The sequence below is a fragment of the Pseudomonas sp. NUPR-001 genome (assembly GCF_052147955.1).
GTDB lineage: Bacteria > Pseudomonadota > Gammaproteobacteria > Pseudomonadales > Pseudomonadaceae > Aquipseudomonas.
In genome coordinates this window covers 2,258,217-2,281,040 of sequence record NZ_CP197353.1, presented here as the reverse complement: position 1 = coordinate 2,281,040, position 22,824 = coordinate 2,258,217, and the positions used below count along the sequence as shown (strand labels likewise).

Below are 22,824 nucleotides of genomic sequence, written 5' to 3'. Positions count from 1 at the left end.
CTATCGCGGGGCAAGCCCGCTCCTACCGGGCAAAAAATGCGCGGGCATTGTCTTCCAGGCTTTCCAGGTGGTAACCGCCCTCCTGGACGATCAGGCACGGTACGCCCAGGCCACGAATCCGCTCGCCCAAGGCAGCAAAGCCGTCACGGGTGACCGCAACCTTGCTTTGCGGGTCCAGTTCGTAGATGTCGAAGCCCAGCGACAACACCAGCACCTCGGCGCCGAAACCGGTCACTGCTGCCAGGGCTACGTCCAGCTGGCTGAGGAAGTCTGCCTCACTGGCACCATGCGCCATCGGCAGGTTGAGGTTGTAGCCCTCACCCGCACCCTGGCCACGCTCTTCGGCAAAACCCGCGACCGCCGGGTAGAAGTTGGTGGGGTCGCCATGCACCGAGACGTACAGCACATCGTCTCGTTCGTAGAAGATTTCCTGAATGCCCTGGCCGTGATGCATGTCGGTGTCGAGCACGGCCACACGGCTGTAGCGTTCGCGCAGTACCTGGGCGGCGATCGCGGCGTTGTTCAGGTAGCAGAAACCACCCGCCGCTTCCGCGCGGGCGTGATGCCCTGGCGGGCGGCACAAGGCATAGGCCGCAGGTTCACCGTCAAGCAGGGCCTTGGCCCCCGCCACTGCGCTTTGCGCTGACCAGTAGGCCGAACGCCAGGTCTGCTCGCCCACCGGGCAACTGCCATCGGCAAGGTAACGGGCCGCCTGGGCCAGCACGCCACGCAAGGCGTTGGGCTCAGGCACGAAGATGTTCGACATCACCTCATCGCCCCAGTCTTCGGGGATCTCCTTCCAGCGCTGGTGCGCCTCCTGGAGAAAGCTCAGGTAGGCCGCGCCATGTACCGCCAGCAGTGGCTGCAGGCCGGCATCGTTTGGCTGGACGATGTCAAAACCCATGCTATGCGCGGCCTGTAGCAGACGTTGAGCTCGCTCGGGCACTTCCTGAGGTGTGCGCATCTGGCCGCGCGAGTAGTAGCTGCGCGGATGGTGCAGAAGTTGTTCCGGGTGGAAATAGCAACGCATGGATTTCTCCTTATTCGACACGACCGGCACGGGCCAACACGGCGTTGAGCAGCACATCGGCGCCTTGGCGTACGTCCTCGGGCAGCACATCTTCGGCTTCGTTATGGCTCAAGCCGCCGACACAGGGGATGAACACCATCGCTGTCGGGCAGTAGCGCGCCAGCAGAATAGCGTCGTGTCCAGCGCCGCTGACAATCGATTGCTGGGCGTAACCCAGGCCATCGACTGCCGCCTGCACCGCAGCCACACACGCGCTATCGAACGGCGTTGCCGGGCTGACCCAGTGGCGGCTGATGCTGACGTTCAGGCCACGCTGGGCAGCGATAGCGTGCAGGCGGCTAGTGACCTGCTGTTCCATGTCGGCAATGGCCGTGTCGCGGTGATGACGCAGGTCGACGGTGAACTGCACGCGCCCGGGAATGGTGTTGCGCGACGACTTGCTGATGCTCAGTTCGCCCACCGTGGTCAGCCCTTGGGGGGCAAATTCACTGGCCAACTGTTCAATTGCCTGGATCATCGGCGCGGCGCCATACAGGGCATCTTTGCGCAGCGGCATCGGCGTGGTGCCGGCGTGCGCAGCCATGCCTTCGACCTGCACGTCGAGCCAACGAATGGCCTGGCCACCGCTGACCACACCAATGCTCTTGGCGTTGTCTTCAAGAATCGGGCCCTGCTCGATGTGCGCTTCGAAATAGGCATCCACCGCACCGCCCAAAGGCCGCGTGCCGGCATAGCCGGTGCGCTGCAACGCCTCGGCAACGCTGACACCCTCGGCATCGCGCACCGCCAGGGCGTCTTCAAGTTTCATCGTGCCGGTGAACACCGCCGAGCCGAACATCGCCGGGGTGAAACGCGCACCCTCTTCGTTGGTCCACACCGCCACTTCCAGCGGCTTGCGCGTCTGGATCTGCAGGTCATTGAGGCAGCGCACCACCTCAAGCCCGGCCAGCACACCGTAGACACCGTCGAAACGCCCACCCTCAGGCTGGGTGTCGAGGTGGCTGCCGATCATCACCGGGGCGGCCTGCGGGTCGCTGCCTGGGCGGCGGGCGAAGAGGTTGCCAATCGGGTCAACGCTCAGCGTCATGCCTGCTTCGCGGCACCAGTGGGCAAACAGTTCACGTCCGGCTTTGTCTTCTTCACTCAAGGCCAGGCGGCAGCTGCCGCCACGGGCCGTCGCACCGATTTCGGCCATGGCCATCAGGCTCGCCCACAGGCGTTCGCCGTTGCTTTTCAACATCGCAACTACTCCAGTATTCATTGACAGATCAGGCCATTTCCAGGCGGTGGGCGGCGGCGTGGCGGCGCGCCAGGGCCAGTACGCAAAGCAACGAGATGGCAGCAATCACGCTGTAGAACAGCGCCATCGGCCACCACTGGCCAACAAACTTGTGCGCCAGCCACGTGCCGACCAAGGGCGTCAGGCCACCGGCAATCGCACCGCACACCTGATAGGCCATGGAGATCGCGGTGTAGCGCACGCGGGTCTCGAACATGCCGCTGACGTAACCGGCGATCACCGCATAGAACGACGCCATGCACACCACCGCCAGGGCGATACCGACAATGATCAGCGGCGCCTGGCCGGAACTGACCAGCACGAACATCGGGTACGGCGAGGCCATGGCCAGCAGCGACACCAGGCAGAGGAAGCGCGTGGCGCCGATCTTCTCTGCCACCCAGGCCGCCAGCGGCTGGATGCAGAACTGAATGATCGCCACCACGAACAGGCACTCGAGAATCAACGAGCGTGGCAAGGCCAGTTGCTGGGTGCTGTAGGCAATCATGAAGGTGTTGGTGAAATACACCCCGGCGATGCCCAGGGTATTGGCGCCGATACACAGCAGCAGCGGGCGCCAGGCGGTACGCAGTACTTCCATCACCGGTGCCTGCTCTTTGCGCTTGGCCTTGCTGGCCTGTTCACGGCTGGCGAGGAATTCTGGTGATTCATTGACCCCCAGGCGAATCGCCAGGCCCACCAGCAGCAACAGTGCACTGGCCAGGAACGGCAAGCGCCAGCCCCAGCTCATCAGGTCTTCCTCGGGCAGGCGGGTGACGGCGCTGAAGGCCAGCAGCGACAGGATCAAGCCCGCCGGGCTGCCCAACTGGGCGAACGAGGCAAAGAAGTTACGGCGGCCCTTGGGTGCGTGCTCACCGGCCATCAGCACCGCCCCGCCCCATTCACCACCTACGGCAATGCCCTGGACGATACGCAGCAGAATCAACAACACCGGCGCCGTGGCACCAATCTGTGCATAGGTCGGCAACAAGCCAATGCACACGGTGACCACGCCCATCATCAACAGGGTAATCACCAAGGATTTCTTGCGCCCGATACGGTCGCCAATATGGCCAAACACAATGCCGCCCAGGGGCCGGGCGAAAAAGCCCACGGCGAAGGTGCCGAAAGCGGCCATGGTGCTGAACAGTTTGTCGTCGGAGGGGAAGAACAAGGCGCCGAACACCAAAGCGGCGGCGGTGGCATAAATGTAAAAGTCGTACCACTCGATCATGGTTCCGATAAAGGCGGCAGCGGCAGCCCGGCGAGGCTGGGGCGATGCGGTAGGCGTCATGGGTCAGGCTCCTTTGATTATTTTTCTGGCAGGAGGGAACGGTGCGTTCGGGCGTTCTCGATGACGCCTGTATGACCACGATTTTTCGTCTGCAGGCTATGATTAGTCAATTTTCTATTTATTATTCACACTATTAACCGCCCTTATATTTAAACCCCAGGACCCTGCCATGCCTGACCGCTTGCTCAACGACCGTCTGGACTGGAACCTGCTGCGCACCTTTCGCGTCATCGGCCAGGAGCTGAGTATCAGCCGGGCTGCCGCGCGCCTGCACCTGACGCAACCGGCGGTGAGCCAGGCGCTCAAGCGTCTGGAAGAACAACTGGGGCGCCAGCTCATCGCCCGCCGCGGCCCACGCTTTGCGCTAACCGAAGTGGGCGAGCAGATTTTCCACCTGGCAGGTGAAATCTACGGGCAAATGTCTCAGGTCAGTGGTGTGCTGGAGCAACCGGCCGACGAAGTGATCGGCAAAGTGCGCCTGCTGATGATCAGCCGGATCGCCTGCGAACGGTTCGACAGCTTCCTCGCCGACTTCCACCGCCAGCATCCACGGGTTGATCTGGAAATCGACGTGATGCGCAGTTCCGACATCGTCAGCGCCCTGCAGGAAAAAACCGCGACCCTTGGCCTGAGCCTCAACCGCCGCCCTCAGCCGCGCCTGGAACAGCGCCTGTTCCTGCGCCAGCGCTACGCCTTTTTCTGTGGCAAACACCATGGATTGTTCGGCAAACAGGACGTTGCCGAGGGCGACCTGCAGCGGGAAAACTTCGTCAGTTTTGCCAGTGACCAGATTGGCGGCATGCTCTCGCCGCTGACCATTTTCCGTGACCAACAGGGCTTCAGTGGGCGCATCGTTGCCACTTCACCGAGCCTTGAAGAAGTGCGCCGCTTGGTCATTGCCGGGTACGGTGTTGGCTGCCTGCCCGCCCACGTGGTGGCTGAGGACGTTGCAGCGGGCTTGCTCTGGCCCTTGCCACCGCATGAGGGCATTGCCGATGTCGACATTCACCTGCTGTGGAACCGCGAGCAACGCATGAGCCGCGCTGAAGCGGTGTTTCTCGAAGCCCTGCAGGCAACCTTGTTGTAGGGGCGGCGATGCGACTTGACCCGCGATCGCAATCCTTCAGTCACATCGCATCGCGGGGCAAGCCCGCTCCCACAAAAAAAGACCGATATCTGTGTCAAATTTATTCGACATCCAATGAAATCCGAATAACGCCAAGACCTTTGGTTTAGAGCACCTAATGCACGATAACGGGCGCAAGCCCGACACAATCCAGTAACAATTTGTCAGAATTTAATTGACACACCACATCACACTTTCTATTTTCCCTCTGCCTCACCGCTGCAAAAAAAGAATAATTCCAAATACATACGGGCAAGTGCCATTCATGATGCCAGTCTCTTCACGCGCACCTAAGCAGCAGAACAAAGGACCCGTTCTCACCGTTTCACCCCGCCAGACAGCGATTGCAAGCGCCCGCTCCTTCCGGACTCAGGAGCACGCTCAGCATGCACAGTAACAGCACCAGCGCTGCCGGCAGCCAATTCAAAAAGTCTCTGAAACTCTGGCAGGTGGTCATCATCGGCCTGGCCTACATCGCGCCAATGACCGTGTTCGATACCTTCGGCATTGTCTCCGGCATCACCGATGGTCATGTGCCAAGCGCCTATGTGCTGGCCCTGCTCGGCATCCTCTTCACGGCGGTGAGCTACGGCACCCTGGTGCGGCGCTTCCCCGAATCCGGTTCGGCCTATACCTATACCCGCCGGGCGATCAACCCGCATGTCGGCTTTCTGGTCGGCTGGTCGTCGCTGCTCGACTACCTGCTGCTGCCGATGGTCAACGCCTTGCTGGCCAAACTCTACCTGTCGGTGATGTTCCCGGAAGTGCCGGCCTGGGCCTGGGTGGTGGGCTTTGTCACCATCATGAGCCTGATCAACATCCGCAGCATCACCCTGGTGGCCAACTTCAACACCCTGTTCGTCGCCATTCAGGCGGTCATCATCGGCGTGTTTATCTACCTGACCATTCGCGGTCTGCACAACGGCGAAGGTCTGGGCACCTCGTGGAGCCTGTTGCCGTTCGCCGGTGAGGACACCCACCTCAATGCCCTGGTCGCTGGCGCCACCATTCTGTGCTTCTCGTTCCTGGGCTTCGATGCGGTCACCACCCTGTCGGAAGAAACCGAAAACGCAGAGAAAGTCATCCCCCGCGCGATCTTCCTGATTGCCCTGATCGGTGGCCTGGTGTTCATCGTCGTGTCGTTCTACATCCAGTCGTTTTTCCCCAACATGGACCGCTTCCAGGATCACGAAGCCGCCCTGCCGGAAATCGCCCTGTATGTCGGCGGCAAGCTGTTCCAGTCGATTTTCATCTGCTGCACCTTCATCAACACCCTGGCCTCCGGCCTGGCCTCGCAAGCCAGCGTGTCGCGCCTGCTGTATGTGATGGGCCGCGACAACGTCATCCCCAAACGCTACTTCGGCCGCCTGCACGGCAAGTGGAAAACCCCAGCGATCAACATTGTGATTGTCGGGTTCATCTCACTGTCGGCGATTTTCTTCGACCTGGTGACCGCCACTTCGGTGATCAACTTCGGTGCGCTGGTCGCCTTCAGCTTTGTGAACCTTTCGGTCATCGTGCACTGCTACATGCGTGAAGGCCGCAACAAGACCTTGCTCGACAAGTTCAAGTACCTAATGGTCCCGACCATTGGCTTTTGCATCATCGCCATCCTCTGGCTGGACCTTGATGAACACTCGCTACTGTTTGGCGGCGTGTGGGCGGCGTTAGGGGTGCTGTACCTGGCCTACCTGACCAAAGCCTTCAAGGTTGCGCCACCGAGTTTCATTGCCGAGTAACTACCATGACCAATGGCCCGTCGATTTCGATGGGCCTTTTACTGTCCACTACCCTTAAAACTACAAGGACGTCACCATGCTGCTGCGCCGCCTGCTCATTCAATGGAAGATCACCCTGCTCGCCGGCTTGTGCCTGTTGACCATCGTGGGGGTGCTGATGGCGGCAGCGCTGTTTCAGTCCAGTCGCAGCGCGGCATTGGTGAACAGCGCCAGCACGCAGATGCTTGAGCAGAACGCGCGCCTGCGCTTGCAAACCTATGCGCAACTGCAAGCGGTGCGCATCCAACGCTACTTCAAGGACGCCTACCTGTATGGCAATGGCGTCTCTCACCTGATGATGGTGCTCAAGACCCAGGGTGGCGATAACCTGCGTCAGCAGCTCACCGAGCAAGCCCGGACGGCACTGGCAGAGAACCCGGAACTGCTGGGCCTGTACCTGGTGTTTCTACCCGGTGCGCTAGATGGCAAGGACGCAGCCTTCATCGATCAAGCAGCGCTCGGCAGCAATGAAAGCGGACGTTTCTCGCTGTACTGGTCGCAACCGCAACCGGGCCAGCTGGAGTCGGAGGCCATGCCAGAGTCGATGCTGGCCGATACCAGCCTTGGCGCTAACGGTTTCGCTTACAACCGCTGGCTAACCTGCCCGCTGGAAAGCGGCGAAGCCTGTGTTATCGACCCTTACTTCGACACCGTCGGCGACCGCACGCCGCTGATGACCAGCATCGCCATCCCGCTCAAGCAAGACGGCAAAGTGATTGGCGTGATGGGCCTGGATATCAGCCTCGACAACCTGCAGCAATTGAGCCTGGACGGCCGCCAGGACCTGTTCGACGGCAACGGCCAGGTCAGTATCGTCAGCCCCGCTGGCCTGCTGGCCGGGCACAGCCGCGACGGCAAGCAGCTGAGCAAAAAAATCGAAGAGGTGTTCGGCCAGCAAGCCAGTGCCCTGGCGCAACAGATGCGCGCGGGCAAGGCGGCTGAAGTGAACGACAATGGCATGCTTCAGGTCAGCCAGTCGTTTGCCCCGGTGCCGGGCGCGCAGCCGTGGAGCGTGTTGCTGGAAGTCCCTGAGCAGGTGCTGCAAGCGCCCGCCCTTGAGCTCACCACACGCCTTGATGCGCATAGCAACAGCGCCAACCTCAACAGTTTGCTGATGGCCCTGGGTGCTGTGGTGCTGGGCCTGATCGTGATCTGGATGACCGCACGCGGAGTGACCCGGCCGATCCTCGGCGTGGCAGCGATGCTCAAAGACATTGCCAGTGGCGAAGGCGACCTGACCCGCCGCCTGGACTACGTCGGCAAGGATGAACTGGGTGAACTGGTCAGTTGGTTCAACCGCTTCCTCGACAAGCTGCAACCGGTGATCGCCGACGTCAAAGCCTCGGTACAGGATGCACGCGGCACCGCTGACCAGTCGGCCGCAATTGCCAGCCAGACCAGCGCCGGCATGCAGCAGCAATACCGCGAAGTCGACCAGGTGGCCACTGCCTCGCAAGAGATGAGCGCTACCGCCCAGGACGTCGCCCGCAACGCAGCGCAAGCTGCCGAAGCGGCACGCGGTGCCGACCTGGCCACCCGCGAAGGCCTGGAACTGATCCGCACCACCAGCCGCGCCATCGAACAGCTGGCCTGTGAAATGAACGCGGGGATGGAAGAAGTACAACAGCTGGCCAGCCGTAGCGAGCAGATCGGCTCAGTGCTTGAAGTGATTCGCGCGATTGCCGAGCAAACCAACCTGCTGGCCTTGAATGCCGCCATTGAAGCGGCACGCGCCGGCGAGGCCGGGCGCGGTTTTGCGGTGGTGGCCGATGAAGTGCGCAGCCTGGCCAAGCGTACCCAGGATTCGGTCGAGGAGATTCGCACCGTGATCGAAGGCCTGCAACAAGGTACACGCGAGGTGGTCGGTTCGATGCACAGCAGTCACCGCCAGGCTCAGGGCAGCGTGGCCCAGGCCGAACAGGCGGTACCGGCATTGCAACGGATTGGCGATGCGGTGGCGGTGATCACCGACATGAACCTGCAGATTGCTTCGGCGGCCGAAGAGCAAAGTGCGGTGGCTGAAGAAGTGAACCGTAATGTGGCGAGTATTCGTGATGTGACCGAATCGTTGTCTGAGCAGGCACAGGAGTCGGCGCAGATCAGCCAGGCGTTGAACCGCCTGGCCAATCACCAGCAAGGCTTGATGGCCACCTTCAAGGTGTGACCACCCAGGTGGGAGCGGGCTTGCCCCGCGAACACGGGCGAAGCCCGTGCCATTCACCGCAGTGCCTGCTTCGCGGGGCAAGTCGGATCGCCGCACCGCCGCTCCCACCGAGGTACGCCTTTAGCAGGTGCCAATTACCTGTTTGAGCATGCGCTTGAAGGTCTCGATCTGCTCCGGCGAGCAATCGGCAAACACTCGAGTCTGCTGTTCGCAGGCAATGTCCCACAACGCTTCGGTCTGTTCGACACCGGCGGCCGTCAGGCCGAAGCAGCCAGCCGCACGGTCTTCGACCAGGCCTTTGCGCTTGAGCATGTCGACCGACTGTTCGATCTCACGCATGGGCATCGCCACTTCACGCTGCAGTCCGGTCATGTCCAGGCCGCTATCGTTCTCCAGCACCATGAGCATGCGCGCTTCACTGGTGCGCAGGCCGGTAGCCAGCTGCCGTGGCTGGTAGTCGGCCTGGTAGCTGCGTACGGCCTGGGTCATCAGGTAGTAGAGGTTATGGCTCAGGCGTCCCTGGAAGGCACTCTTGCCACCGCCTTCAGGACGCGACGTCAGCCGCGGGTGCGGCAGCACCGACGAGTAGGCGCCCTGGTGATAGAGCAACGGCGAGCGGCCGAAGTCGTCAAAGGCGATGACCTTGCCAATCAGAATCCAATGATCACCACCATCGACCTGCTGGTGCATTTCACATTGAAAACGCGCTGCGCAGTCGCTGAACAACGGCGCCCCTCCCGCCCCTTCCTGGTGGTCGACACCGGCAAACTTGTCGTCCTTGGGCCGGGCGAACTGATTGGACAGGTCAATCTGATCCGCCGCCAGGATGTTCACGGCGAAGTGACTGGCATCGTGGAACACGTCGTAGCTGGTGGAGCGTTTGTCGATGCTCCAGAGAATCAGTGCTGGCTCCAGTGAAACCGAGTTGAAGCTGTTGGCGGTGACGCCGACTTTGCGACCGCCGACGGCGGCGGTCATGATCGTCACACCGGTAGCGAAGTTGCCCAAGGCACGGCGAAACGCACGCGGATCGAAGCCCGCTTCTTGTTGGTTGCTCATGATGTCCTCAGTGCCGGGCGCACCCGGCAGGTCGATTCGAGAAAGAGTACAGGCCGTCAGACCATGCTCGGATCGGGTTCCAGCCCCATCAATTCCCGCCCAAGGATTTGCGCGCAGACGTCGTAGTCAGTGTAGGCATGCGCGGCAGTCATGTGCGAATCGCGCCACAAGCGCTGCAGCTCGTTGCTCTCCATCCAGGCCGTGCCACCGGCGGCTTCGAACAGGCGATCGACGGCCTGAACGCACATTTTTACCGCATAGCCCTGGTTGGTCCGCCAGAACGCCAGGGTTTCACGGCTCGGGTACTCATGACGCTCGCCATGTTCGGCATGATCGCGCCAGGTTTTTTCCAGGAAGGCCCGGGCGGCAGCCACCTGATGGGTGGATTCGGCCAGGCGCATCAAGGCCGGTGTAGCGGCCCCGACATTGACCCCGGTGTAGGCGCGCACGCGGTTGCGGGTTTTCTCCTTGAACGCCTCCAGCATGCGCTCGGCAATACCCAGGCTGATGGTCGCGAAGCCACTGGCAAAGTACGGCCGATAAGGGCTGTAGAAGATCTTGCTGTCCGGGTACAAACCAAAACCGGCGGACTTGCCTTCCATCATGTCCTTGGCTTTCTGGATGCGGTGCTCAGGGACGAACACGTTGCCGATCGACAGGGTTTTGGTACCGCTGCCCTTCATGCCGACGGCGTACCAATCATCCTGAATCTGGTAGTCGCTGCGTGGCAGCACCGCGAAGCAGTAGTCCAGCGCCCCTTCGGCATTCACCCGGCGGCAACCGACGATGGCCCATTCGGCGTGATCGCTGCCACTGCTCCAGCCCATCTGGCCGCTGAACATGACGCCACCCTCGACCTCCTCGACTTTGCCGAACGGCGCAATCGAACTGCTGGCCGTGGCATCCGGGTTGGCGCCCCAGATTTCATCCTGCAACTGCTTGGGGAACATCGCCAGCTGATGGCTATGGGTGCACAGCAGGCTCATGGCCCAGGCGGTACTGGCACAGGCACCGGCGAGCAAGGCGATGCAGTCACAGAAATCCGGCAGCGACATTTCCAGGCCGCCGTAAGGCTTGGGCTGGAAGGCGCGGTGCAGGCCAAGGCCTTTGAGCATGGCAATGTTTTCGGCCGGGACCATGCGGTCCTGCTCGGCTTGCGCGGCATTGGCGGCGATGGCAGGGAGGATCTCCTTGAGGGCATCAAAGAGGGGCGTTGGCTTTTTCATTGTTAGCGACCTTGTTGTTAGAAATTCGCTTAGTTCTGAGGAGGATTATGCGCAGCCCGAACAGCGCTAAAAATGGACATTTCGGACTCTGCATTGCACTTTCCATGGCTTTCTAGCCCCCTCCGGTAGGAGCGGGCTTGCCCCGCGATAGTGGTTTGCCTGTCACATCGGATCGCGGGGCAAGCCCGCTCCTACCAGAAGGTGTGGGTGTCTCAGAAAAATTGTTAACAAGACAACGAAACCAGTACCATAACGCCCCCTCCCGGCACCGGAGCCGTTCTCTGTCATGCGTCATTGGCCCAGCTCCCTGCGCGCTCTGCGCCACCGCAATTTCCGCCTGTACTTTTTTGGCCACGCGATTTCCACCCTCGGGACCTGGATCCAGCAGGTGGCCTTGAGCTGGTTGATTTACCGGCTGACCGACTCGGTCGCCCTGCTCGGCCTGACCACCTTCGCCGCGTTGATTCCACAATTGCTGGTCGGGCCGTTTGCCGGTGCCTGGATCGACCGGCATGACAAGCGGCGCCTGCTGATCATGGTCGAAACTGCACTCGCGGTGCAGGCGCTGGTGCTCGCCGGTTTGACCGCCAGCGAACTGATCGGGCCAACCCTGATTGTGTTCATGGCCGCTTTGCTGGGTGTGTTGAATGCCGTAGATACACCGTTGCGCCAGTCGTTGCTCAGTCAGTTCGTCGACGACCGTCAGGACCTGCCCAACGCCCTCGCCCTCAACGCCATGCTGTTCACCCTGTCGCGCTTCATCGGCCCGCCGCTGGCCGGATTGCTGTTGGCGGTGATCAGCGAAGCGGTGTGCTTCAGCCTCAATGCCGTGTCCTATCTGGCCCTGGTGATCGGCCTTGCCTGTGTCCGCCAACTGCCCACGGCACGCGCCAGCGGCTCATTTGCCAATGTGTTCCGCGAAGGCCTGCGCTATGCCCTGGACAGCCCGCAGGTGAAGCAACTGATGCTCAGCGTGATGGTGATCAACCTCACCGCATCGACCTATGTGGTGCTGCTGCCGGTGTTTGCCCGTGACATTTTCGCCGGTGACGCACGCACCCTCGGCTGGTTATGGGGAGCTGCCGGGCTCGGCTCATTGGCGGCCAGTGTGGTCCTGGCCGGGCATCGCAGCACAACTCCGCTGGTGCGCTTGATTCTTGCCAGTGCAGCCAGCAGTGCAGTGGCCATGCTGGTGTTCGCGGTCAGTACCCAGCTGTGGTTGTCGCTATTGGCCATGGCCGCACTTGGCTTTGGCATCACCCTGTGCAACGTCGGCACCAACATCTTGCTGCAGAGCCAGGCACCGGAAGCGCTACGGGGCCGGGTGGTGGCGCTGTACACATCGACACGTTTCGGTTTTGACGCCATCGGCGGCCTGCTGGCCGGGCTGGTCGCCGCGCGGCTGGGCGCCCCGATGGTGTTGCTCGGCGCCGGGGCGCTACTGCTGGTCTACTGTGCCTGGGCAGTACGCCGCCCTGCCCTCAGCCACGGCTAAGGCGGTAAGCCAGAAACGCTCCGATACCGGCGCTGCCCACCACCAGCGCCATCGGCCAGGGGCTGCCGTCGTACAAAGCACCGACCAGGGCACTGGCCACGGTGCCCAGGCCAAACTGCATGGCCACCGCCAAGCCCGCTGCTGCCCCGGCCTGACGCGGGAAAATCGCCATCAGGCAGGCCAGGCAGTTGGCCGCGACCAGGCCGGTAATGCTGACAAACAGCAACACACACAGCACCAGCGCTGGCAGGCCGCCTACGCCAGCACCGGCACACAGCAGCAAGGCCATCCCTGAGCCGGCTGCCAGCGTGGCACCGAAACCGAGCATACGCTGCGAACCCAAACGCCGAACCAAACGCGCATTGAGAAAGCTCATGCTCATGATTCCGGCAATGTTCAGGGCAAACAGCCAGGCGTAGTGCTGGGCGGAAACGCCAAAATACTCGATATAGACAAACGGCGAGGCGGTGATAAAGGCAAACATACCGGCGAAGGTCAGGCCCATGCACAGGATGTAACCCAGCGCCTGCGGGCTGCGGGCGATGTCGGCATAGGCCTTGAAAACACTCAGCAGCGAAGCGCCGCGCGCCTGCGGTGGATGAGTTTCCGGGATGTAGCGCAGCACCAGCAGCAGGCACAGACCGGCAAAGCCGAACAACACCAGAAACAGCACACGCCAACCGCTCAGCAGCATCAGGTAGCTGCCCAGCAGCGGCGCTACCAGGGTGGCGATCATGGTCACCTGCTGCATCAACGACAGCACCCGTGCGGCGTCGTTGAGCGGGAACAGGTCGCGGACAATGACCCGCGCCAGCACCGACGCCGCGGCACCGCCCAACGCCTGCATCAGGCGCCAGCCGATCAGCTGACCGGGACCGCTGGCCAACGCGCAACCGATGCTGGCGAGCATGTACAAGACAATCCCGGCCAGCAACAGCTTGCGTCGGCCAAAGCGGTCGGACAGCGGCCCATAGAACAGCATGCCGAGGCTGAAACCGGCGAGGAACAGGCTGATGGTCAGTTGAATCTGCTGCTGACTGGCCCCCAGATCGGTGGCAATCAACGGCAGGCTGGGCAGGTACATGTCAATCGACAGTGGCCCGAAGGCCACCAGGGCGGCGAGTAGAACAATCAAGCGAGGGGGCATGGGGACTCCGGGAATCGCGGGGCAAGCCCGCTCCCACAAGAAACGTGTAGGAGCGGGCTTGCCCCGCGATAAACGCTAAAACGCCAACAACCAGAGGCTCAGCCCCGGGAAGGCTACCAGCAAGGCAATACGCAACAGGTCAGAGCACAGGAACGGCACGATCCCTTTGGCCGTTTCACCATACGGCACATCCCCGGCCGTACGCTGCACGATGAACAGGTTCATGCCCAGCGGCGGATGGATCAGCCCGATCTCCACCACCATCAGCGCGAGAATCCCGAACCAGATCGACTTGTCCGTCTCACTCATGCCGAAAAAGTCCAGGCCCATGATCATCGGGTAGAAGATCGGAATGGTCAGCAGGATCATCGCCAGCGAATCCATGACGCAACCGAGCAGCAGGTACAAACCGAGGATGATCAGCAATACCAGCATCGGCGCCAGACCACTGCCAATCACCCAGGCCGCCAGCTCGCCCGGCATCTGGGTCAGCGCCAGGCCCGAGTTGAGCAGGTCGGCGCCCAGCAGCACAAGGAAGATCATCGCCGTGGTTTCAGCGGTACCGAGCATGCTGGCGCGGAAGCCGCTCCAGCGCATACCGCCCTGCCAGACCGCCAGCACACCACAGGCAGCGGCACCGATGGACGCTGCTTCGGTTGGGTTGGCCCAGCCACCGTAGATGCCGACGATCACCACCAGGAACACACCAATGACCGGCGATACACTGACCAGCGCCTTGACCCGCTCGACCGCCGAGGCCTTGGGCGATACGGTCGCCTGGCTCTCGTCACGCGAGACCATGATGCGCAGCACGATCATGTAACCGACAATCGCCACTACGCCCGGAACGATGGCCGCAACGAACAGCTTGGCAATCGACTCCTGGGTCAGTACCGCATAAATGATCAGCGGCACCGACGGGGGAATCAGAATACCCAGCGTGCCGCCTGCGGCGACGGTCGCTGTGGCCAGACGTCCGGAATAGTTGTGCCGACGCAGTTCCGGCAACGCCACGTGGCTCATGGTTGCCGCCGTCGCCAGCGACGAGCCGCAAATGGCGCCGAACCCTGCGCAGGCGCCAATGGCCGACAGCCCCATCCCGCCTTTCCAATGGCCGATGAACGCCGCCGCACAGCGGAAGATCGAGCGCGACAAACCACCGTGGGTAGCGAACTGGCCCATCATCACGAACAACGGGATCACCGCCAGGTCGTAGTTGGACAAGCGCGAGTAGGCCAACGAGTTGAGGGTGTACAACAGGCTCGACAGGTCACCGTCGTTGATTGCCCAGAAGCACGCCGCGCCACCGACCAGCATGGTCACGCCGATATGCACCCGCAGTAACAACAAGGTCGTAGTGATGCCCAGGGCGATCAGCCCCAATACCAGACCGCTCATGCCTGCCTCCCGGCTTTACGACAGATGTCCTGCACCCGCGCCAGGGCGCACAAACCCAACAGCACCAGGCTCGGTACGATGAGCAACAAGGGAATCCACAGCGGAAACGACAACAGCGTGGTGCTGTCACCGAACTCACGGCTTTCCAGCATCTGCAGCCAGGTGCGCCAGGCCAGAATCCAGGCGGCGGCGCAGCACAGCAGGTGGCCGATGCAATCCAGGGTGTCGCGCACCCGTGCAGGCAGCCAGGAGGTCAGCGCGTCGACCTTGATGTGGGTGCCGCGCAGCTCGCACAGGGGCAGGAACGCGGCGATGGCAATCGCCGCCCCGACCTCGACCAGCTCCATGTCACCGCGCACCGGCACGGAGAACAGCTTGCGCCCGACAATCGACACCATCGACATGGCAATCAAGCCGATCAACAGCACGCCACCGGCCATGGCAAAACCCTGGGTCAGCCACAACAAGGTGCGGCGCGCCCAGCCACGATGCTGTTCAGCATCAAACTCTATGGTCAAAGATTCTTGCATGGCGATTACTGCGCCAGGCCGGAAAGGCTGCGTACATCCTGCACCAGCGCGTTGCCATCCAGGCCTTTGTCGTTAGCTTCCTTGATCCACTGCTGCACCGCCCCTGCCGAAGACGCCTGCATTTCGCTGTAGGCCTTGGCATCGATGTTCACCAGCCCCGCTGCCGGCGTGGCGGCATAGGCTGCATCCGAAGCTTTGTCCCAGGCCGTGGCAAAACGCTCCGACAACGCCTTACCGCTGTTGCGCTCGATGATTGCCTGCAAATCGGCCGGCAGGCTGTCGAATTTGCGCTGGTTCATCAGCATGGCCAGCACGGTGTAACCGAAGGCCGGCTGCCCGGCCGGGGTGACGCTGTGATACTGGGTAACTTCGTCCAGCTTGGTTGCCGGCACCACTTCCCAGGCGGCCAGGGCGCCGTCGACCACACCTTTGGAAATCGCTTCGGTCATCTGTGCCGGCGGCATGCTCACCGGGGTAGCCTCAAGGCTCTCGACGGTTTTCGCTGCGGTACGGCTCGACGCCCGCAGTTTCAGGCCCTTGAGGTCGGCCAGGGTCTGCACGGCTTTGCCACGGGTGTGCAGGCTCATACCGCCATCGCCGTGTACCACCAGCACCTTGTAGCCCTTGAAGTCGTCTTGGGCGTACTGCTCGTAGAACTTCCAGATGATCTCGTTACCGGCCTTGCCGCCATAAGGCAGGACGAAAGGCAGCTCCAGCGCCTCGACACGTGGGAATTTACCGGCCGAATAGGCAGGCGCCGTCCAGACGATATCCGCCACACCGTTGCGCGCCATGTCGGCCAGCTTGGCCGGAGTCCCGCCCAACTGCATCGAAGGGTACAGCTGGCACTTGATGCGGTCGTTGGACTCCTGACGCAACTGCTCGCACCACGGTTCAATGATGTTGGCCTGAGCGTTGGAGGTCGAAGGCAGGAAGTGGGCAATCTTGAGGGTGACGGTTTCAGCCTGAGCCGACGCCGCGCCCGCCATGGCCAGGCACAGGGCAGCAATTGTCATTGTTTTCATGGTGTTAGCTCCGTGTTGTTGTTGTGGCCACGCTGGCGCGATAGCTCTGAGGAAGCGCAATACGTTAATAAGTTAATTTTTTGGCTGAGATTGTCAACCACTATGCGAGCAGGCTGCGGGATTCAGCGCTCGCTACGCTGCGTCAAAAAAATCTTCTTAGTCGTTTAATTTCAATGATTTATCGATTAAAAAAGGCAAAAAAAGGCCTTTTAGATCTTTTCGTCTCATGAAAAATACTATTGTTAATAACTTAACAATATGGCTACATGATATGGGCACGGCCCAAGGACCCAATGCCGTTTCGACACGCCAACACCAATCCTAGAGACAAGAACAATGATCAGGATGCCCCGCACTACCCCGGCACTCGTCTGCCTGTTCGGTACCGCCTGCGGCTTCAGCCAGGTGGCAACTGCCGACTTCTTCAGCGACACCAAAGCCAGCCTCGAAGCCCGCAACATGTACATGAACCGCGATTTTCGCCAAAGCAACGCGCCCCAGGCCAAGGCCGAGGAATGGGCGCAAGGCTTTACCGCGCGGGTTGAGTCAGGGTTCACCGAAGGCACCCTTGGCTTTGGCCTGGACGCTATCGGTGAAACGGCGATCAAGCTGGACTCCAGCCGTGACCGTCGCGGCACCGGCCTGCTGGCCTACGGCGCCGAGAGCCTGGAACCGGAAGACACCTACAGTGAACTGGGGTTGACCGCCAAAGTGCGGCTGTCGAAAAGCGTATTGAAAGTCGGCACCTTGCAGCCGCAACTGCCGGTAGCGGCCTACAACGACACGCGCCTGCTCTCCTCCACTTACGCCGGGACCCTGCTCAACTCACAGGAAATCGGCGGCCTGACTCTCAACGCCGGGCGCCTGGAAAAGATCAACCAGCGCGACTCGTCGAGCAATGACGAGATGAACTACAACGGCGTCGAAAGCGCGCACCTTGACCTGGCGGGCGGCAGCTACGCGCTCAACCCGAGCCTGATCGTCAGCTATTACTACGCGCAGATGGACAACATCTATCAGCAGCACTTTGCCGGTCTGGTGCACAGCGCCACCCTGGCCGAGGGCGTTACCCTGAAAACCGACCTGCGCTACTTCGACACCGGTGAAAGCGGCGACCATCGCTATCGCAGCGCCGGGCGCGTGGATGCCGGCCGTATCGACAACCGCTTCTTCAACGGCATGCTGACCCTGGGCATCGGCGCGCACAAGTTCGGCGCGGGTTACCAGAGCCTGTCCGGTGATGGCGACTTTGCCTTTCCGGGCCTTGACCCGTACTCGGTCAACCTGGTGACGGTCAACACCTTCACCAAAGCCGAGACCGATGCCTGGCAAGCCCGTTACGACTACGACTTCGCTGCGCTTGGCGTACCCGGACTGTCTTTCATGACCCGCTACGTCAACGGCCGCAACATTGAAACAGCGAGAGTCAGTGGCGGTAAAGAATGGGAACGTGACACCGACCTGGTCTACGCCTTTCAGTCCGGCACCTTCAAAAACCTCAACATCCGCCTGCGCAACGCCACCTTCCGCTCCAGCGCCGGTTTGACCTCGGATATCGATGAGAACCGCATCATCATCGGCTATACCCTGCCGCTGATGTGATGTGTAGGAGCGGGCTTGCCCCGCGATGCGATGTGACTGACAAATCGCTATCGCGGGGCAAGCCCGCTCCCACCGGACAGCAATTTCACAGGGTTCGGCTGCGCAAGCGGTACTCGCCGGGTGTCACGCCAGCATGGCGGGTGAAAAACCGGCTGAAGTACGCCGGGTCTTTGAAGCCAAGTTGATAGCAGATTTCGTTTACCGTGCTGCCGGTAAACAGCAGCAGGCGCTTGGCCTCCTGCATCAGCCGTTCGAACACCAGGCGCTTGGAAGGCATATCGGCGATGCGCCGACAGACATCATTGAGCCGCGCCTCGGTCACCCCCAGCAATTGTGCGTACTGGCTGAGCGGTAAATGCTCAAGGTAGTGCGCCTCGATCTGCAAATTGAAACGCTGAAAAATCTGCAAGTCTTCGCTGCGCGACGCTTGCGCCGTCAACGACCGCGCTGACAGGCGCAGCAGGCTGATGAAAATCAACCGCGTCAGCGCCTCCAGGCTCAACGCCCGCCCAGGCTGGCTGGCGGCGAACTCACTGCGCAATTGATCGAACAACAGGTTCAGCCGCGCCACCTCATCGGCATACGCCTCATCAAGATCGCCCACGGCCACACAGATCGGCGCAATGCGCGCCCCCGCTGCCAGGCCAACGCTCTCTTCCAGCAGCGGCCAGACCAACTGCTGGCTGACCGTCAGCACATGACCATCACTTTGCGCATCGGTGACAAAGGCATGGGCAACGGTCGGCGGCGTCAGGAAGAACATCGGCCCTTCCTGCAGGTAACGTTGGTCGTCGAGGTACACCCTGACCGTGCCACTCTTGACGTAATGCACCTGGAAAAAACGGTCGTGCCGGTGCACCGGCATGTTCCGGCCGAAAAAGTCCGCCAGCTTACCCAGTGCCTCGTAGTGCACCTGGGCATCGGCGTAGCGCTGGTCGTAGGCCTGGCCGATGTGGATGTTGGGGATGGGCGGCCGGGCTGCCATCAGTACTTGATCTGCTTCAACTCATCGAGCAGGCCAAGCAGCAACTGCAGCTTGTCTTCGCCGAATTGCTCAAGGATGCGCTGGTAATTGCGTTCCATGTCTTCACTCATGGACACAAAGCACTGCTGGCCCTTCTCCGTCAGCCCCACATGCACGCGGCGCTGATCCTGCGGCGATCGCCAGCGGCGCACCAGGCCATCACGCTCCATGCGCGTCAGCACGCCGGTCATGCTCGGTTTGAGGATGCAGGCCTGCTCGGCCAGCTGATAGCTCTCCAGCTCTCCGTTCTGGCGCAGGATGCGAATGATTCGCCATTGCTGCTCGGTCAGGCCGTGCTGGTTGAGCGAGGGGCGAAAGAACCCCATGGCCGCTTCACGCGCTTGCAACAGGGTCAATGTCAGTGAGGGACGAGGTACAGGCATAACGGGATCGGCTCTCCGGCCAAATAAAGGAAACAGTGAATGATTTAAACAACAACCTTGAAGCGACGCAAACCGGCAATTGCGAGCTGCGATGTCATCCATGGCTTGACCATCGTTAACATATTAATTATAACATTAGCATGTTAACAATCTCCCGGCGACTGCCCTCCCCGCAGAGCATCGCCCAACGCTATCAACGGGGTCTGCCCCGCCCGATCCAGGAGTGAAGCATGCGTCGCGCCACCAGCGAAATCGCCAACGGCAGCCTGTTTGGCATTGCCTTGAACTACCAGGGCCTGCTGCAAAGCCGTTTGCCCGAGTTCAATCAGCCGCCGTACCAGCAACCACCGGTCAAACCGGTGCTGTTCATCAAAACCCCCAACACCCGCAATGGCGATGGCCAGGCGGTGGTTGCGCCCAGCGGCGAGCGCTTGCAGCCCGGCCCGGCGCTCGGTGTGGTGATCGGCAAAGACGCCAGCCGCGTCAGCGTCGAGCAGGCCTTCGACCATGTAGCCGGCTACCTGATCGTCAACGAATTCAGCCTGCCGGAAGACAGCTACTACCGCCCGGCGGTGAAAGCCAAGTGCCGTGATGGTTTCTGCGCCTTGAGCGACGAAGTCATCCCAGTGAGCGACGTGGCCGATGCGCACAACCTGACCCTGAGCCTGCTGGTCAACGGCCAGGTGCGTCAGGAGAACACCACCGCCAACTTCGTGCGCAGCATTCCCCAATTAATTGCCGAGCTCAGCGAGTTCATGACCCTGCACGCCGGCGATGTGCTGATCACTGGCACCCCGGAAGGCCGGGTCGATGTGCAACCCGGCGACCAGGTGGTCGTCGACATCAGTGGCCTCGGCCGCCTGACCAACACCATCGTCGCGGAATAAGGAGAAACCGATGAAACACGCCCGCATCCGCTACGAAAACCAGGTGTATGCCGTCACCGTTGAAGCCGACAACGCCGTTCGCCTGCCCGACGGCCGTCTGCTCGGCGAAGACCAGGTGCAATGGCTGCCGCCGGCCGAAGGCAGCATGTTCGCTCTGGGCCTGAACTACGCCGACCATGCCGCAGAACTTGCATTCAAGGCACCGACCGAGCCTCTGGCATTCATCAAGTCACCCGGCACCTACACCGGCCACAACCAGGTCACCTGGCGCCCGGACGACGTCAAGTACATGCACTACGAGTGCGAACTGGTGGCGGTGATCGGCAAGCCGGCGCGCAACGTCAAGCGCGAGGATGCCCTGAACTACCTGGCCGGTTACACCGTGTGCAACGACTACGCCATTCGCGACTATCTGGAAAACTACTACCGGCCCAACCTGCGGGTTAAGAACCGTGACTGCACCACCCCGGTCGGCCCGTGGATCGTCGATGCCGCCGACGTACCCGATCCGTCGAAGCTCACCCTGCGCACCTGGATCAACGGCGAGTTGAAACAGCAAGGCAGCACTGCCGACATGATCTTCGACATCCCCTACCTGATCGAATACTTCTCCAGCTTCATGACCCTGCAGCCGGGCGACATGATCGCCACCGGTACGCCCGAAGGCCTGGCCGATGTCGTGCCTGGCGATGAAGTGGTGGTGGAAGTCGAAGGCGTGGGCCGTCTGGTCAACCGCATCGTCAGTGAAAGCCAATTCTTTGCCGCGCGCGGCTAACCCCAGAACACGAGAGACACACAGCATGATCAAGCATTGGATCAACGGCCGCGAAGTCGAGAGCAAAGACACCTTCACCAACTACAACCCGGCCACCGGCGAAGCCATTGGTGAAGTGGCCAGCGGCACGGCCGAGGAGATCAACCTGGCAGTGGCCGCTGCCAAGGAAGCCTTCCCGAAGTGGGCCAACACCCCGGCCAAGGAACGCGCAAAATTGATGCGCAAACTCGGTGAACTGATAGACCAGAACGTGCCGCAACTGGCCGAACTGGAAACCCTCGACACCGGCTTGCCGATCCACCAGACCCGCAACGTGCTGATCCCGCGTGCGTCGCACAACTTCGATTTCTTCGCTGAAGTCTGCACACGCATGGACGGCCACAGCTACCCGGTCGACGACCAGATGCTCAACTACACCCTGTATCAGCCAGTGGGTGTGTGTGGCCTGGTGTCGCCGTGGAACGTACCGTTCATGACCGCCACCTGGAAAACCGCGCCATGCCTGGCGCTGGGCAACACCGCCGTGTTGAAGATGAGTGAGCTGTCGCCGCTGACCGCCAATGAGCTGGGCCGCCTGGCACTTGAAGCCGGTATCCCGCCGGGGGTGCTGAACGTGGTGCAAGGCTACGGCGCAACGGCCGGTGACGCGCTGGTGCGCCACCCTGACGTACGCGCCATCTCGTTCACTGGCGGCACCGCCACCGGCCGCAAGATCATGCAGTCTGCCGGCCTGAAAAAATACTCGATGGAACTGGGCGGTAAGTCGCCGGTGCTGATTTTCGACGACGCCGACCTTGATCGCGCCCTCGACGCCGCGCTGTTCACGATCTTCTCGCTGAACGGCGAGCGTTGCACGGCGGGCAGCCGCATCTTCATTCAGGAAACGGTCTACGACCAATTCGTCGCCGAGTTTGCCGCCCGCGCCAAACGCCTGATTGTCGGCGACCCGACCGACCCGAAAACCCAGGTCGGTTCGATGATCACCCAGGCCCACTACGACAAGGTCACCGGCTACATCAAGATCGGTATCGAGGAAGGCGCCAACCTGCTCGCCGGTGGCCTGGAACGCCCGGCCAACTTGCCCGCGCACCTGGCCAAAGGTCAGTTCATTCAGCCGACCGTGTTCGCCGATGTCGACAACCGCATGCGCATCGCCCAGGAGGAAATCTTCGGCCCGGTGGTGTGCCTGATCAAGTTCAAGGACGAAGCCGAAGCCCTGCGCCTGGCCAACGACACCGAATACGGCCTGGCCTCGTACATCTGGACCCAGGACATCGGCAAGGCCCACCGCCTGGCCCGCGGTATCGAAGCCGGCATGGTGTTCATCAACAGCCAGAACGTGCGCGACCTGCGTCAGCCATTCGGGGGCGTGAAAGGTTCGGGTACCGGTCGTGAAGGCGGCGAATACAGCTTTGAAGTGTTCGCCGAAATCAAGAACGTGTGCATTTCCATGGGCAGCCACCACATTCCGCGTTGGGGCGTGTGAGGTTGCACTCGCAAGAGTGACCCGACCAGGTTTATAACCCGGTAAGGGTCGCCAGTTTCCTGCGTGCAGACCAATCACAAGAACCAGGCCCTGTGGGGCCACGCTAGGAGAAGTAC

At 61.5% G+C, this 22,824-nt stretch carries 19 protein-coding genes and 1 pseudogene; 9 read left to right on the top strand and 11 right to left on the bottom strand.

All coding sequences use genetic code 11. The features are described from left to right. Positions 1–22 precede the first annotated feature (22 nt). From ACP6KB_RS10445 to ACP6KB_RS10435, 3 genes are read right to left on the bottom strand one after another with little or no spacing between them, the layout of a single operon-like run. Entirely contained in the window at positions 23–1,030 is a 1,008-nt protein-coding gene (locus ACP6KB_RS10445; protein ID WP_442113636.1) for a histone deacetylase family protein, read from the bottom strand. Between the two features lie 10 nt (positions 1,031–1,040). Continuing rightward, the gene (locus tag ACP6KB_RS10440; protein WP_442113635.1) at positions 1,041–2,270 is read right to left on the bottom strand and encodes a Zn-dependent hydrolase; all 1,230 of its coding nucleotides are present in this window, start codon (positions 2,268–2,270) and stop codon (positions 1,041–1,043) included. A 28-nt stretch (positions 2,271–2,298) separates the two neighbouring features. Further along, entirely contained in the window at positions 2,299–3,603 is a 1,305-nt protein-coding gene (locus ACP6KB_RS10435) for an MFS transporter (protein ID WP_442113634.1), read from the bottom strand. Between the two features lie 169 nt (positions 3,604–3,772). On the opposite strand from ACP6KB_RS10435, the gene ACP6KB_RS10430 reads away from it, so the two are divergent. From ACP6KB_RS10430 to ACP6KB_RS10415, 4 genes and pseudogenes are all read left to right on the top strand, one after another. Further along, entirely contained in the window at positions 3,773–4,690 is a 918-nt protein-coding gene (locus ACP6KB_RS10430; protein ID WP_442113633.1) for a LysR family transcriptional regulator, read from the top strand. Between the two features lie 425 nt (positions 4,691–5,115). Further along, positions 5,116–6,468, top strand: a complete 1,353-nt coding sequence (locus tag ACP6KB_RS10425) for an APC family permease (protein ID WP_442113632.1) — start codon at positions 5,116–5,118, stop codon at positions 6,466–6,468. 76 nt (positions 6,469–6,544) lie between these two features. Further along, positions 6,545–7,813 (top strand): annotated as a pseudogene (locus ACP6KB_RS10420) (PDC sensor domain-containing protein); the annotation flags it as partial. Positions 7,814–7,915: 102 nt separating this feature from the next. Next, the gene (locus ACP6KB_RS10415; RefSeq protein ID WP_442114289.1) at positions 7,916–8,671 is read left to right on the top strand and encodes a methyl-accepting chemotaxis protein; all 756 of its coding nucleotides are present in this window, start codon (positions 7,916–7,918) and stop codon (positions 8,669–8,671) included. Between the two features lie 120 nt (positions 8,672–8,791). Here the strand turns inward: ACP6KB_RS10415 and ACP6KB_RS10410 are convergent, their stop codons facing one another. Together ACP6KB_RS10410 and ACP6KB_RS10405 are read right to left on the bottom strand one after the other, a co-directional pair. Continuing rightward, positions 8,792–9,730, bottom strand: a complete 939-nt coding sequence (locus ACP6KB_RS10410; RefSeq protein ID WP_442113631.1) for a p-hydroxyphenylacetate 3-hydroxylase reductase component — start codon at positions 9,728–9,730, stop codon at positions 8,792–8,794. 56 nt (positions 9,731–9,786) lie between these two features. Further along, positions 9,787–10,956: a p-hydroxyphenylacetate 3-hydroxylase oxygenase component gene (locus ACP6KB_RS10405; protein ID WP_442113630.1), complete on the bottom strand. Its 1,170-nt coding sequence runs from the start codon at positions 10,954–10,956 to the stop codon at positions 9,787–9,789. A 286-nt stretch (positions 10,957–11,242) separates the two neighbouring features. On the opposite strand from ACP6KB_RS10405, the gene ACP6KB_RS10400 reads away from it, so the two are divergent. Further along, positions 11,243–12,451, top strand: coding sequence for an MFS transporter (locus ACP6KB_RS10400; protein ID WP_442113629.1), 1,209 nt, complete (start codon positions 11,243–11,245; stop codon positions 12,449–12,451). Here the strand turns inward: ACP6KB_RS10400 and ACP6KB_RS10395 are convergent. From ACP6KB_RS10395 to ACP6KB_RS10380, 4 genes are all read right to left on the bottom strand, one after another. Beyond that, positions 12,438–13,598: a Bcr/CflA family multidrug efflux MFS transporter gene (locus tag ACP6KB_RS10395; protein ID WP_442113628.1), complete on the bottom strand. Its 1,161-nt coding sequence runs from the start codon at positions 13,596–13,598 to the stop codon at positions 12,438–12,440. The genes ACP6KB_RS10400 and ACP6KB_RS10395 overlap by 14 nt on opposite strands. 75 nt (positions 13,599–13,673) lie before the next feature. Then, entirely contained in the window at positions 13,674–14,996 is a 1,323-nt protein-coding gene (locus ACP6KB_RS10390) for a TRAP transporter large permease (protein WP_442113627.1), read from the bottom strand. Then, complete coding sequence (locus ACP6KB_RS10385; protein WP_442113626.1) at positions 14,993–15,526, bottom strand: TRAP transporter small permease; 534 nt, start codon at positions 15,524–15,526, stop codon at positions 14,993–14,995. Before ACP6KB_RS10385 ends, ACP6KB_RS10390 begins: the two co-directional genes overlap by 4 nt. 5 nt (positions 15,527–15,531) lie before the next feature. After that, entirely contained in the window at positions 15,532–16,551 is a 1,020-nt protein-coding gene (locus ACP6KB_RS10380) for a TRAP transporter substrate-binding protein (RefSeq protein ID WP_442113625.1), read from the bottom strand. A gap of 345 nt (positions 16,552–16,896) precedes the next feature. On the opposite strand from ACP6KB_RS10380, the gene ACP6KB_RS10375 reads away from it, so the two are divergent. Then, positions 16,897–18,153: an OprD family porin gene (locus tag ACP6KB_RS10375; protein ID WP_442114288.1), complete on the top strand. Its 1,257-nt coding sequence runs from the start codon at positions 16,897–16,899 to the stop codon at positions 18,151–18,153. A gap of 85 nt (positions 18,154–18,238) precedes the next feature. Here ACP6KB_RS10375 and hpaA read toward each other — a convergent pair whose 3' ends face one another. Both hpaA and hpaR read right to left on the bottom strand, forming a co-directional pair. Further along, positions 18,239–19,138: a 4-hydroxyphenylacetate catabolism regulatory protein HpaA gene (gene hpaA, locus ACP6KB_RS10370; protein WP_442113624.1), complete on the bottom strand. Its 900-nt coding sequence runs from the start codon at positions 19,136–19,138 to the stop codon at positions 18,239–18,241. Then, entirely contained in the window at positions 19,138–19,560 is a 423-nt protein-coding gene (hpaR, locus tag ACP6KB_RS10365) for a homoprotocatechuate degradation operon regulator HpaR (protein WP_442113623.1), read from the bottom strand. Before hpaR ends, hpaA begins: the two co-directional genes overlap by 1 nt. Before the next feature lie 230 nt (positions 19,561–19,790). Here hpaR and ACP6KB_RS10360 point away from each other — a divergent pair, with 230 nt between their 5' ends. From ACP6KB_RS10360 to hpaE, 3 genes are read left to right on the top strand one after another with little or no spacing between them, the layout of a single operon-like run. Then, the gene (locus tag ACP6KB_RS10360; RefSeq protein WP_442113622.1) at positions 19,791–20,447 is read left to right on the top strand and encodes a fumarylacetoacetate hydrolase family protein; all 657 of its coding nucleotides are present in this window, start codon (positions 19,791–19,793) and stop codon (positions 20,445–20,447) included. 10 nt (positions 20,448–20,457) lie between these two features. Next, positions 20,458–21,222 (top strand): fumarylacetoacetate hydrolase family protein, encoded by a 765-nt coding sequence (locus tag ACP6KB_RS10355; RefSeq protein ID WP_442113621.1) that lies wholly within the window; start codon positions 20,458–20,460, stop codon positions 21,220–21,222. Between the two features lie 25 nt (positions 21,223–21,247). Next, a complete protein-coding gene (gene hpaE / locus ACP6KB_RS10350) occupies positions 21,248–22,708 on the top strand; it encodes a 5-carboxymethyl-2-hydroxymuconate semialdehyde dehydrogenase (protein WP_442113620.1) in 1,461 nt (486 codons plus the stop codon). The last annotated feature ends 116 nt before the right edge of the window (positions 22,709–22,824 follow it).